This is a genomic window from Nonomuraea muscovyensis, from assembly GCF_014207745.1.
GTDB lineage: Bacteria > Actinomycetota > Actinomycetes > Streptosporangiales > Streptosporangiaceae > Nonomuraea > Nonomuraea muscovyensis.
Genome location: NZ_JACHJB010000001.1, coordinates 3428651 through 3441462, shown reverse-complemented (window position 1 = coordinate 3441462; position 12812 = coordinate 3428651). Strand labels below are relative to the sequence as shown.

The following is a 12812-nucleotide window of genomic DNA, read 5'->3' as shown; positions in this document are numbered from 1 at the left end:
GTGTGTTCGGGCGCTGCTCGCCCAAGACGGGCATCGTCCCGTTCATGGATCTGGTCGAGCAGGTCATGACGCAAGAGCCGTCTGCCTCGGCCCGGCGGGTGTTCTGGGTCGTGGACAACGGCTGCTCTCATCGTGGCAAGGCAGCCGCCGACCGGCTCACCGCCCGGTTCCCCAACGCGGTGATGGTCCACACTCCCGTGCACGCGTCCTGGCTCAACCAGATCGAGATCTTCTTCTCCATCGTGCAGCGCAAGGTGGTCACACCCAACGACTTCACCGGCCTTGACCAGGTCGAAGACCGGCTGATCGCCTTCGAGCGCCGTTACAACGAGACCGCCCGGCCCTTCAAATGGAAGTTCACCCCGGCCGACCTCGAGGACCTGATGGCCCGGATCGAGCGACACGAACAGAAGGAGCCCCACTTCCAGCAACCCACCGGCTGCGGCCACCAGCCTGCCGCACTACCAGCAACCACGTGAACCCTCGAATGACTTACGAGCCGGACCACTTAAGAGATCGCGCGAATAGCTGTGGCCGCACCTTCACCGGCCGAATCGGGAGGGTGCTCCCCGCGCACGCGGGGATGGTCCCCGCTGCCGATCCAGCCGGTCATTCCATGCGCCGTGCTCCCCGCGCACGCGGGGATGGTCTCGAACTGTGCCACACCCCAAGATCTGGGACGCCACAGCACTCTCAAAACTTAGCCGCGTATTAGCCGTGGATGGCCGTAGCCCGCCGTCGATGACCATGGACAGCCGGACACAACGAGAGAGGCCCCTCACCGCGTTTCCGCTGGTGAGGGGCCTCTTTCTGCTGGTGTGGCAGGTGCAAGGTTCGAACTTGCGTAGGCTGAGCCGACGGTTTTACAGGGCATGACAGTTGCACGAGTCGTGGGGCGTCTGACGTGCGCCAGCGTTACCGCTCGGTCGTCCCGCACCGTTGATCATTCCGCACATATTCCGGATCATGTGTCTGCGACTCTCCCCCATCATCGGTATCGTGGTGCCATACCTCTTGCCGGCCTTGCCACACCGAGCGATCCGCGAGACCAGCAATTCTGGCAGGCAGTCGATGCGACCGAGGACCGGGCATGCGCGGCTGCCGGCGTTAGGTCTTTGATCCGGGCAACCCGCGAAGAGTACGAACATGCTTGCCTAGCCCTTGAGCTGACTCCTTTGCCCAGCGAGGTATGTGACAGTCCGGAGTTCAGCGACGGCCGACACGGCCCACCTTTGCACGATTTCGCGACCGCGATCGAGCAGCGAATGGCCCCCAATATCGTGGCTCGGCATCAAGGCCGAGCGCCGTAGAGTACGACTGAATCTGCGCGACGAGTTGAGGGCGAGGTTCCCCCATAGGATGTCACGCACCCAGTATGAGCAAGTGTGCCGAGTACGGTCTTGAGCCAGCACCGGACGAGCGCATCCGAAGCATGTCAGTCGATCGCTTCACGCGTGAGGAGATTGAGGTGATCCCCGACTCCGGCATCTTCCTCGCGCCCTATCGTGACATAGGTATCCGCAGGGAAGCTAATCATCAGTAGCAGCGTGCGCACGCACGCCCTTCCCCCATCGAATCGGCCCACCCAAGCCACTGGCAACGTTCGGCTATCGAGATCATCTCGTAGCCTGAGACCCCTGTCACAGGCTGTAGTAGGCGTCATCCGGCACCACCTCTAGAGCTGAGTGCGCCGGCGTGACCGTGAGGGGCCTATGGGGGTCGCTATGTCTCGCGACTTAGCTGGCAGTTCCAGTGTTCCGCCTCAGGGCGGCTGGACAAGCGCATGCCAGCATCGCTTTATCAATTTGGCACCTAAGATCAGTAAGTGGATGGGCAGATTTTACCGGGGATAAAAGTGCGCACAACAAAGGGATATATCGGTGATTCATATGGCAGTTCAAGCCATAGGGAAAATTTTAAAGATATCATTCTAGGTTAGTAAAACTATACGCTAGACAGGCATATATGCTGCGCTGCTGCCAATATAGACGTGTCAGACGCCAGCTGCCCCTCAAGTGGACTACAGAAAGAGAATATTTATGTTCCAGGCAAACGTCCTACGGATTTTCATTGCTTCGCCGATGGATGTCAGAAGAGATAGGACCACAGTAAAGGACTCCATATTGCACTGGAATGTCGTGCACGCGGATCGTCGAGGCATCGTATTCCTTCCGATTGGATGGGAAACGCATGGAGTTCCGGACACACGCCAGTCGGCTCAAGACTTGATCGACAAAAAGCTGCTTACGCCATGCGATGTCCTCGTTGGCCTGTTTTGGACAAGCATTGGCACGCGAACCAAAAACGCGGTATCTGGCACGGTTCATGAGATCACACAGTTCATGCAGGCTAACAAGAGAGCAGCGATATACTTCTGTCGCAAGAATATTCCGCCTCAGCACGCATCCAGCGCCAGGGAAGTAGAGACCCTGCGGAGGCGACTGAACTCGGTTGACTCTGGACTCACGGGGACTTATACACGCCCAGCATCACTCAGGGACAACATTGATATGCTCCTTAATGAGGTGGCATCCGAGTATTCTTCTAGCACAGGCAAGCCGTAGCTAGGCAGCAATCGTCGCTGTAGCTTATCCAGCAACGGAGCTCTGGGAGCGTAATCCCGATTCGAGCTGGCATCCTGCTTACAAAGACGCACGCCGATCTTGCTCTATCAGGGAAGACGCAGCCCAGCATGCGGGTGGCATTTCCCGTGACTCCCCACCATTGCCCCCACTTCCCCGCCTCATCGGGCAGGCAACGGGCACGCCAACCACATCGTTCGGTGGGCCAGGGCTTCCCCGTACGGCGCGCTTTGCGACCAAACCGCATTAGCAGCTCGAATCATGGCCGTCCCGATCAGTTCCATCTGGACCGATGCGGTGGCCCAGGCTGAACGGGCTGGTACGTGGTACTGCAACCCAGAACGGTCTAAACCCAGGGAGCGAGACATCGACTTGGTGATCATCTCGTCTGGCTTCGCCCAGCCGGTGAGGGCAGACAGGGCCACGGAAAGTGGCCATTCGGGTTGCAGTCGAGGTGATTGCGGTGCGTGCTCTCGTGTATGCGACGGTGGGCGGCATGGAAAGCCGTGTAAATGGCGGGGTTGCGTCGGGTAGAGAACGCCGGGAGTGAGGCGGGCTCGAGGCATCGGATGATAGGGAGCGGGCTCATTACCGAACGCTGATCGACGCAATCAAGCGTCGAAGCTTGATCGCCAACTCGTCACACTCGCTGACGAGAAGCAGGCAGCTGTGATCGAATGGAGCCAGATCCGTCTTCGTGTTCGAGATAAGATAGCCCGAGAGGCCTACGGTGGCCGTGATGCACTCGATCTTTGTATCGATGCGTTAAACAACCGACCTTAAGGTACATGTATCCGCAATCGCTTTCTCCACAGAATAGGAGAAGGCTTTGCCGACAGCCATAAAGAACTCAAGATAATCCTCTAGTTCTGTCGAGGTTGGCTTGACTGAATAATCCCCATGCGCAATTGAATTTCTCTTGTTGACAATCTCCTCAAGTTTGATGTCAACTCGAACAGAGAGTCCGGCCGCAAACAGGTGAGATGTTGTGGTGTCGATAATATCGTCGATACCAATCAGCGCAAATGCCTCTCGTAGTACGTCAGGCTTCAAGCTTGTCATTTGACGCGCCAGGATCTTAGCTGAAATGACCTGCGGATCAATGGAGCGCTCTTCATCCCACAAAATTGAGAATGCTGTGAATAGCTTTCTAGTTCTATGTACTCGTTCAACTCCATGAGGTAGTGAAGCGATCTCCTGAATTCTGTCTCGCGTAAAGAGCTCCAAGAACGCCGGAGGCAGTTTGCGCGCGGGCGGACGAACAACACAGATTTCATCAACATATTCTCTCAATGCTGCCTTTGCGAAGCCTTCGAAGTGGGCCACCAGCAGAACAAGGCAGGCGCGATGCACCGCATTTTCTAGTTGAACAGCCTCGTCGGTTCGCCGAACAAGTGGAGAGACGGGGCGCACCGCCAAAAGATGATGTAGTTCTGTGATGCTATTGATGAAGTCGCCATATGCCGCAAGCTTGATCGACATTTATTGCTCACTCTTAAGTGTTTCATGCAGGGTAATCGAAATCCCTCGGGCAGCAAGGCCCTCAGAGAACTTAGAAACGCGGTAGTGCATGCGGGATCGGTCAGCCGTGGCGCGGCCGATAGCAAAAAGAAATGCTTCGTCCTGAAGCAGTTGATGACGGACTTCACGAACGGCTTCAGGCGCAGCACGGATCGCTTCACGGTCTGCGTGCGCGAAGGGGATCATAATCGCATCGAACAACGCCTTGTTCATTCCTGGAGCTGGCCTCCCATTAGGCGCGGGGAGCCTGAAGGCGGAGTCACCGAAGACTTCAGCAACTGTCCGACAGACGTCGGCGAAGACATCCATGTCGGCCCGCCCTGGGATTGCTATGCGATTGTTTCGCATATATCCATTTAGCAATTGACGAAGCGGAGGCCGATAATCCGCAATGGACTTGTAGAGTGAGAAGAACCGCAAGACGAGCTCTTCGAACTCCATTCTCCTGTTCCGGATGCCACTAAGGATTCCTGTAAAGTATGGAACTTCGGCCGTGCGCCTCAAAAAGTCATTTAGCTCGCCTCTGTAGATACAGTTCCTGAGCTCTTGTGCACCTAGACGTGCCGACCCGGTATTCAGACGCTCAAACACATCGAACTTAATATCCGGATCGGAATCCTCAGTTATCACAATGCAGCGGATGGTTCGTCCGCTGAGCCGTCGCTGGTCACGCAACGTCAGATCAGAAAAGAATTTCCCTTCCAGCTCCGAAAGGACTGGTATCCCCTTAAGTTCAAATTTCCCTTCGAGGTAGTCGCTGATGGTTGTAATTCTCTGCAATCCATCAATAACCTCATAGGCGCCATCTTCGTTTTCCGCAAAGTAGCAAACGGGAACAGGTATGTTGAGCAGGAGGCTTTCGATTAGCCTGCTCGCCTTTGCTCTGTCCCATACGTACTGGCGCTGATACTCGATATTGAGTAGTAGACGCTCCTTCTTGATGTCGTCGACTAGAGTGCTTAGAGAGAGGTCGTACGGCTGCGTAACCAGTCGACGCTCTCGATGTTCGAGATTCAGCGGCTCCTCTTGATCTTGCGTCACTTCTTCTGAGGATTCGTCATCGAACAATGTGTTCTCTTCCGCCACTTATAGCTCCTTAGTTTCGCTCTCTGTGCCAGAGTAGCGTGCTCTGCGGGTTACAGCTATATGTTCGATACGTATAGCACTCGAGCGCCCCCTGTCCAGAGGGCAACGTAGCCTGCGCGACGGGTCGTCTTACCCGTTCGCAGCCCCAGCATGGCCAAGAGTCGCAGGCAACTCCTCCAGCATCGGGGATGAATGTGCATGATTGCGAAATTCGTGACGAATGAGGCACTTCTGACTGCTACGGGAGCGTCACGCTTGCCGATCATCAGTTCGGGGAGTAGAGGCGTGTCCGGGAGATCAAGGCCCAGGATTCAGTTCCAAGCTCTGGCTGGCCTCCGTTGGGCAGGTTGGGATTATCGAAACGCGCTGTCAGCTTGGGAACTGCATCGATCACGGTACGCGTAGCAGGGCGTTCCTGGTCGCAGCGGTTGCTGGCTTGGTCGTGAGTGACCGTGGTTGACCCCTCGTCGCCCTGGTTAATGGCCCGCTAACCTCGATCTTTCCCGACCTTGAGTTGGTTGGCTGAGGTCTTCGGCTGGAGCTCGACTGGCTCGCTGTGGTCAGCGTGGCTGCCCGGCTGTCGCGCCGGGTAGGCGGGGTTCCACGGGCCCGAGGATTCCTTCCTAGTTCGCTGGGATGGTTTGGTGCTGGTCAGGTCGGCGCTGGCAGGGCTTGGAGTCGTGCCAGGGCGGTCAGGAGTGTGTCGGCCCAGGGCCATCGCATGGCGATGCGCAGGCGTAGGCGCCGGCCACCACGCGCCAGGCGTCCGGCGACCGCGAACAGACGCAACCGCAGGCGTTTGGGCTCGTAGCGGCGGGCATCGGTGCCGTACAGGGCCAGCATCTGCGCCCAGGCGAGCAGTTCACAGGCCAGGGCGACGATCTCGCACCAGATCTGGTTCTGGGTGAAGTCGTGCAGCGGCAGGTTGCGCAGGCCGGTGTCCTTGGCGGCGCGGATGCGGTCTTCGGCGCGGGCGCGGCGGCGGTGGCGTAGTTCGAGGTCGGCGAGCTGGCCGCCGGGGGTGCCGGTGACGAAACAGGTGAAGCGGTGTCCGTCCAGATCGGTGAAGCGCAGCTGGGCCCCAGGGTGCGGGCGTTCCTTGCGGACGATGACCCGCATGCCCTTGGGCCAGCCGGTCAGCTTCAGCAGGCCGGTGAGCTCGGCGACCCAGGCGCCTGGGCGTGGCCGGCGGTCAGCGTCGTATGCCGGGGTCCAGGCGGTGGCCGGGAGTTTGCCGATCGCCTGCGCGATGTCGTCGGTGAGGGTGAAGCCAATGGAGTACTTCAGCCAGCGTCCGGGTCGGGTGAGCCAGGTGAGGAACTCTCGGGTGCCGCCGCCGGAGTCGGTGCGGATGAGCACGTTGCGCCGCAGGTGCTTGGGGAGTTGGGCCAGGGCGAGCCGGGTGGCCTCGATGTGGTCGGCGGCGGTGTTGGAGCCGGCGTTGCCAGGCCGCAGCAACAGGGCCAGCGGTTCTCCACCCCCGCTGGGGCCGTGGTCGGCGAAGGCGGTCATCGGGTGGAATCCATAGCTTTTCTTCCAGGTGGGTGCCGCGTGCTGCTTGTCGGAGTGAGAGATCACGATGGTGGCGTCGAGATCGACGATGACTGGCTGGCCATCGGCTCCGGGGGCGTGGTCGCCGGCCAGGTGCCAGGCGCGTTGGCGTGCGGTGGCGCGGGCGGCACGGATGGCCTTGAGCGCGCGGACCGGATCGGCGGCGAGCCGGTCGATCAGGCGTGAGATGGTCGGGTCGGAGGCGACGGGGCCGAACAGCTGGGGCTGGCAGCGCAGCAGGGCGATGTCGGCGAGGCAGTCTCCGCCCAGGGCGAGAGTGAGGGCGAGATCAGCGATGACTTTGCCTGGGTCGTGTACGGCGCGTGAAGGGCGCCACCGCTCCAGTTCGTGCGACAGCGCCCGATCCAGGCCGGTGATGGCCAGCGTCCGGGTGAGGAGGAGGCCGCCGGCATGAGACAGGAGACCGTTGGCGTCGGCGGACACACTGATCTTGCGGTTGGACGCGATAGTCTGCACGTGAAAAGTGCCTCTTGCTCTGGCGCGGACAGGACCTTCGACAAGCCCTATCCTCCCAGCTCAAAGGCACTTTTCTCATGTAAACGATCAGTCTGGCTCAAATCCTTCGTGAAAGCCCGAGGCTAATGGCCCACGACCTAGGGATTCTCGCGCGACGCGCGCACCCTGCCCGCCTGCTCATCCCGTCTGCCGTCGACCCGCCCGTTGGGGAAGCGGGCCAGGGCCACGGGGACAAGGTGGAGCCCCCATCCGGAGGAACGACCTTGGCCCCGTGGCCCTGGACTGCTCGGCTTGTCCCGGGTCGATGGTGGGCGGGATGAGCAGGCTTCCACCTCAGCCGTCTACGGTCCTCGTAGACGGCGTGGTGGTCATCCCGGAGCCGGAGCGCCCCCGCCGGAAGCATTCCTGCGAAGCTGATCTACGGATACTTGTGGCATGGCATCCTCGGAGATCCCGCGCACCGTCAAGGCCGTCACTACAGCGGAGCTCATTCATCTTGATGACGAGGCGAGGGTGTGCGGCCTTAATCGTCAGCACGAAGCCGGATGGCTGGCCGAGCATGCTGATCCGAAAGCGACTCACTACTTGTGGCCAGCGTTTGTTCATCGCCTGAACCATCGGCCGAAGCACTCGCCGCATTGGCGCTGCATGCTGTTGCTGGCTCTGCGGGACGGTCAGCAAGTTTTCTCGCTGCTGGATGTCTTGCCAGCCACTTTTGATCGGCTGCCTGAGAGCTTGGACCGCGAGACAAAGACCCAGATCGCGGAAAGGCTGTTGGGGCCGATGCAGACCGTGGCCGAGTGGTCCGAGCGTAACGCGTGAGCGTTGCCCGATGGTGTGTAGACCTGGGTGCTCTACGGAGTTCTGCGGCCCGCGCGCGTCGCGCGCGAGAACGGCCCCCAGGCCGCACGCGCAGCGTGCGGGCGTGCGCGGGCCGCAGGGCGGCGCGCAGCGCCGCCGCTTGATCTTCATAGGGACTATTCGGCAACGATCACGGCTGTCACCTGGAAGTGCGTGTACGACAGCGACGTGGGCCGGTAGCTTCGCGGTGTGGCTGATGACGCTGAGCTGACGCGCTGGGTGGTTCACGGGGAGCGACTGATCTATGACAACCGATGGATTCGGCTCGGCATGGCCGATGTGGAGATCCCCGGCGGGGAGCGGTTCGAGCATCACGTGGTGCACCTCGACCGTGCCGCTATCGCCGTCGTCGTCGACGAGCAGGACCGGGTCCTGCTGATGTGGCGGCATCGGTTCGTGTTCGACCGGTGGGGCTGGGAGCTCCCCGGTGGGCTGGTCGAGGCCGGAGAGGACCCAATGGCCACGGCCGCCCGGGAAGTCGAGGAAGAGACCGGGTATCGGCCCAAGCAGGTCGAACACCTGGTGAGCTATCAGCCAATGGCCGGCATGGTCGACTCCGAGCACATCCTGTTCCTGATGCGCGGGGCCGAGCTGGTCGGCAAGCCGGAGGGGGAGGTTGAGGCCGATCGCCTCGAGTGGGTTCCGATGGCCGAGATCCCCGACATGATTGCCCGCGGCGACATCTGGACGTCCGGGACGTTGATCGGGCTGCTTCAGGCTCAGCAGCGTCTCAACGGCCAAGGGCGCGGTTGACCGCTCTCGATAGCTCGTCGATGCGGCGTCGCTGGCGGCGGGCGCCGGTCATGGTGGCCAACTGCTTGGCGCGGTGGATGTGCGGCTGGGCCGCGTCGGGTTCCCCGGCCGCGAGGAGCGCGTGACCGAGGTCGCAGCGCACGCCAGCTTCGGCACGGTTGTAGGTACCGTCCATTCCGGCAAGTGCTGAGCGGAGGTCCTCGACGGTTCCAGGGTCGCCGAAGCGGAGTAGGCAGCTTCCGCGCCAGCGGGCGAAGTGGTGGATGTTGATCGACAGGTACGGCATATCTGGGTCGCTGTCGCCTTCCGGCAACACGGCGGCGGCCTGGTCGAGTGCGCGACGGCAAGCCGCTTCGTCACCCAGGATGGCCGCGGCTTCCCCTTCCGCTGCGGCGAGCCATGTTCGCAGACGGGCTGGAACACGGTCGCGGTGGGTGGTGTGGATGTACTGGAGCAGCTCGGCGGCTTCGGCTGGGCGGCCCAGATCCATGAGGACGTACGCCTGTTCACCTGAGACATAGGCGAGCACGGCGGGGTCGTCGGCTTCGCGGGCGGCGGCCTTGGCGCGCTCGTAGTGGTTCCAGGCGTCGTTCAGGGCGACAGTGTTGATGGCCTGCCAGCCGGCGAGTGACGCTGTTTCGGCAAGTAGGTGGGCGAGCTGGGCACGGATGCGCGGACGTATCGCGTGGCGGTGGGCTCGTTCGATCTGGGCCATCTGGGCGCGCATCTTGTCGGCGATGGCGACGCTTCCGAGTCGGCGGTCCTGGAGGCGGAGGTTGTTGGTGTCCGTCCGCAGGATCATGACCATGGTGTCGTCGATGGTGGCGGCGGCCTCCAGCCGGGCGGTGAGTTCGTCGGTCTGCTCCTGGTGCTCGTCGTCGAGGTCGCCCGTGGGCGAAGCGGTGTCGAGCGGGGCCAGGCCGAGGAGCATGCGGGCGTGGTCGGGTAGACCGAGTCCGGTGGCGATGCGCTCGAAGACGGCCAGTTCTTCGATGGGGCCGGCCGTTCCTTTGAAGATCTTGTTGACGCGTGGCTGGGCGATTTCGGTCGCTGTCGCGATGCGAACCTGACTGGCGCCGCCGTATTTTGCGACGAGCCGGAATAGTCCGGTGATGTCGCGGTTTTTCAGGCTTTCTCGCATGTCGTCGCGTTCCCAAACCGATGGCGGTAGCTTGATCGGCTCGAAAGCACTCGCGCGCATGCGGTCCTCCGGGATTCGACTCCGAGATGGTGCATTGCCGTGCCGGGGACTCTATATGCCTCCGTGGTATATCGCCGTGGGATATGTATAAACGGTTGGTCCATTCATGCTCTGCCGCATGACAACTCCGGTCAGGTGCGAAGAATGCGACGGGCGCGGATGGAAGATCGTCACCCGGCGCGGACATGTGGCGGCGTCGAAGCTGGGCGTCGTCTCCTCCTCTACCGTCGAGTGCCTCTACTGCGACGGGGCCGAGCGCGACGCCGCCGGCGGTGAGGTGTTCGAGTGGGAGGTCCGGGTTCAGTCCGGCCGTAGTGACGAGCTGGGGCCGTGCGGGACGAGCCCGTTCCAGGCGACCGCGATGGACGAGCTGCGCAAGGCGATGCGCAGCATGTCCGGAGGCACTGCGGTGCTGGGGCGGATCACGCACACTGTCTACGGACTCGGGGCTGTGCCGGACGGTGAGAGTCGGCACGAGATCTTCCGGGCCTACCTCGACCCGGCGGGCTCGGTGCGGTTCGAGCGGGTAGCCGAATGAACGCGGCGAAATTGATCACGATTGATCCGGGTCATTCGGCCGAACTTCTCCGACAAGCGTTGGCGGGGAAAGGGGTCGCTGCCGACGTTCATGACGGGTACGGGCTCGCGCTCGTATCGGTCTGGGTCGGTCTGGTGGTGTGGTGCGACGGTCAGCATTTCTGGTGGCGAACGGGGTGGAATGCCGGACGTCGGCGCGTAATCTATGCCTGGCATCCCGCCATTGACCCGGTGCGGGCTGCTCATCGCGTCGCCATGCGCTATGCGGACCTGCGGGCCGCGCATTCGGCGACTGGGCCGCTGGCTGATTTCCTGCGCGAGGTCGAGCCATGAGCGAAACGGCCTATTGGGGGTGTGGGGTGGAGGGCGTCCGGCGGAACTCCGTGCTGGTGCAGCATGCAGTACGGACGGAGGGCACGACGGCGTGGTGCGGGGCGTCGGTTCGCCCGGTGATGATCGACGGTTGGCATGTGCCGTTCGTCCCGACCGGCACGGCGTCCTGCCGGGAATGCGCGCGGCGGTGGGAGCAGGCCGCGAAGATGGCACAGAAGACTGCCTTGCAAGGACCCTGACAGGCCATGTCTTAGCCAGTACTGTACTTGTGCGGACGAGCGCAAGAGTGAACGGACGGCCAAGATGAGCATGGACTTCGCCCCACCGAAATACGCCCAGGTCATGCGGGCGATTCAGGAGCGTATCGAGTCGGGTGAGTACTCCCCCGGTGACATGCTGCCATCTGAGACGCAGTTGGTGCGGGAACTCGGCGTGGGCCGTACCACGGTGGTGCGGGCTCTCCAGACCTTGGCCATGCAGGGCTGGATCGAGCGGGAGCACGGTCGCGGCTCGTTCGTGAAGGGCCGTCCTGAGAGCGGGGCCGACCGCGTCCGTCCGGGCCTGACCACGACGGAGCAGGGTGAGAGCGCTGACAGTCTCGTGGAGGTGACGCGCGTTCCGGCTCCCCGGCATGTGGCGCGGCTTCTCGGTGTGGCTGAACGGACGCCGGTGATCGTGCGTAAGCGGGTGGCCCGTCAGGGGGATGTCCCGTCGGCGGTGGAGACGGTGTGGATTCCGCTGGAGATCGCGGTGGGCTCCGACCTGGACAAGCCGGAACCACTACGGAGTGGCATCCGCCGGCACCTCCAAGCGGTCAAGCACCTGCGGTTCGACCACATCACCGAGCGCGTCTCCGCCCGTAAGCCGACCAAGGAAGAGGCCGAGTTGCTCGGCTCGTCCGGTCCGGTGCTCGGCGTGCTGGCAACCGTGCACGATCCTGCGGGAACGGTGCTGCTCGCCATGAGTCTGGCCCTCCCTGGGACCCTGCACGAACTTGAGGATGTCTACAAGGTGAGCTAACTCTTACCAATCCATTCCGGCTCGGCCACTTGTGCGGACAAGTGGCCGTTGCTTACTCTCAACTCATACGGACAAGTGGATGAGCGAACGAAGGGCTCTCCGCCGCAGCAGAGAGGAACCACATGGCAATCCAGGGACCCATCCCGATCAGCTTCGAGCAGGTCTTCCCGCACGGCTGCTACCTCGTCGGGAACGTCGAGCAGGTCAAGGACTTCGACGCCTCGACCAACGGCAGGACCGTCTACGCCAAGGACAAGACGACCGGTGAGCCGGTCTGGCAGGTCCCGGTCATGGACGGCGACCCGACCGTGAAGGCGTCCCAGAAGACGGTCGCGGTCAAGCTCCTGTCCTCGACCGAACCCATCGCCCCGCCGAGCGTGGCCGGCGTGCCCATCACGCCCGTCGAGTTCGTCGGGATGACCGTCACGCCGTACGTCTCCCAGGCCGGTCGGCTGGCCTACTCCATCCGCGCCACGGGGATGCGCCCGCCCCGCGCCAAGCAGGCTCCCGCCGGCAAGGAGGCGGCGGCGTGAGCCTCGGACCGTACACCTACGTCACGCTGTCGATGCCGCGTGGAGACGACCCGCGCCTCACTGTGTCCTTCCACACCGGCGCGGTGCGCGTCCACACCAGCGTGATCGACGAGCGCCGCCCGTACCTGTCGCTCAGCACGCCGGAGGCGAACGTCTCCGTCTCCACCACCGGCGACGGGCCGATCACCGACGCTGACCTGTCCCTGGCCCGCGACATCTACGCCGCCGCTGCCCAGTACCTCGCCGACTGCGAGCACCTGCACACCCAGCAGCAGGCCACCGACCAGACGGCGGCCTGACACGTAAGGCGGGGCCGCTGGAAGCGGCAACTTCCGGCGGCCCCTCGGTTCTCCCCTG

At 62.4% G+C, this 12812-nt stretch carries 12 protein-coding genes; 8 read left to right on the top strand and 4 right to left on the bottom strand.

What is annotated here, in order from left to right; all coding sequences use genetic code 11:
- Positions 1–479 (top strand): transposase (locus FHU36_RS16385; protein ID WP_221495913.1); only part of this gene is annotated, 479 nt, incomplete at its 5' end.
- A 2868-nt stretch (positions 480–3347) separates the two neighbouring features.
- Here the strand turns inward: FHU36_RS16385 and FHU36_RS16380 are convergent.
- From FHU36_RS16380 to FHU36_RS16370, 3 genes are all read right to left on the bottom strand, one after another.
- Complete coding sequence (locus FHU36_RS16380) at positions 3348–4064, bottom strand: MAE_28990/MAE_18760 family HEPN-like nuclease (RefSeq protein ID WP_185084513.1); 717 nt, start codon at positions 4062–4064, stop codon at positions 3348–3350.
- Positions 4065–5189 carry a DUF262 domain-containing protein gene (locus FHU36_RS16375; RefSeq protein ID WP_185084512.1) on the bottom strand — a complete coding sequence of 375 codons (1125 nt, stop codon included), beginning with the start codon at positions 5187–5189 and terminating at the stop codon, positions 4065–4067.
- A gap of 651 nt (positions 5190–5840) precedes the next feature.
- A complete protein-coding gene (locus FHU36_RS16370; protein WP_185081983.1) occupies positions 5841–7217 on the bottom strand; it encodes an IS1380 family transposase in 1377 nt (458 codons plus the stop codon).
- Between the two features lie 435 nt (positions 7218–7652).
- Between FHU36_RS16370 and FHU36_RS16365 the strand changes: the two genes are divergently transcribed.
- Together FHU36_RS16365 and FHU36_RS16360 are read left to right on the top strand one after the other, a co-directional pair.
- Positions 7653–8039 carry a hypothetical protein gene (locus FHU36_RS16365; RefSeq protein ID WP_185084511.1) on the top strand — a complete coding sequence of 129 codons (387 nt, stop codon included), beginning with the start codon at positions 7653–7655 and terminating at the stop codon, positions 8037–8039.
- Between the two features lie 309 nt (positions 8040–8348).
- Entirely contained in the window at positions 8349–8831 is a 483-nt protein-coding gene (locus FHU36_RS16360; protein ID WP_246502466.1) for an NUDIX hydrolase, read from the top strand.
- On the opposite strand, the gene FHU36_RS16355 is transcribed toward FHU36_RS16360, so the two are convergent.
- Positions 8809–10032, bottom strand: coding sequence for an NsdA family TPR-like regulatory protein (locus FHU36_RS16355; protein ID WP_185084509.1), 1224 nt, complete (start codon positions 10030–10032; stop codon positions 8809–8811). The genes FHU36_RS16360 and FHU36_RS16355 overlap by 23 nt on opposite strands.
- 118 nt (positions 10033–10150) lie before the next feature.
- Here FHU36_RS16355 and FHU36_RS16350 point away from each other — a divergent pair, with 118 nt between their 5' ends.
- The 5 genes from FHU36_RS16350 to FHU36_RS16330 all read left to right on the top strand — a co-directional run bounded on the left by FHU36_RS16350 (position 10151) and on the right by FHU36_RS16330 (position 12754).
- Complete coding sequence (locus FHU36_RS16350; protein ID WP_246502062.1) at positions 10151–10570, top strand: hypothetical protein; 420 nt, start codon at positions 10151–10153, stop codon at positions 10568–10570.
- Positions 10567–10902: a hypothetical protein gene (locus FHU36_RS16345; RefSeq protein ID WP_185084508.1), complete on the top strand. Its 336-nt coding sequence runs from the start codon at positions 10567–10569 to the stop codon at positions 10900–10902. The genes FHU36_RS16350 and FHU36_RS16345 overlap by 4 nt, the downstream gene beginning before the upstream one ends.
- A gap of 303 nt (positions 10903–11205) precedes the next feature.
- Positions 11206–11922 (top strand): GntR family transcriptional regulator, encoded by a 717-nt coding sequence (locus tag FHU36_RS16340; RefSeq protein WP_185084507.1) that lies wholly within the window; start codon positions 11206–11208, stop codon positions 11920–11922.
- 122 nt (positions 11923–12044) lie between these two features.
- Positions 12045–12455 carry a plasmid replication, integration and excision activator gene (locus FHU36_RS16335; RefSeq protein WP_185084506.1) on the top strand — a complete coding sequence of 137 codons (411 nt, stop codon included), beginning with the start codon at positions 12045–12047 and terminating at the stop codon, positions 12453–12455.
- Positions 12452–12754 carry a hypothetical protein gene (locus FHU36_RS16330; RefSeq protein ID WP_185084505.1) on the top strand — a complete coding sequence of 101 codons (303 nt, stop codon included), beginning with the start codon at positions 12452–12454 and terminating at the stop codon, positions 12752–12754. The genes FHU36_RS16335 and FHU36_RS16330 overlap by 4 nt, the downstream gene beginning before the upstream one ends.
- Positions 12755–12812 lie beyond the last annotated feature (58 nt).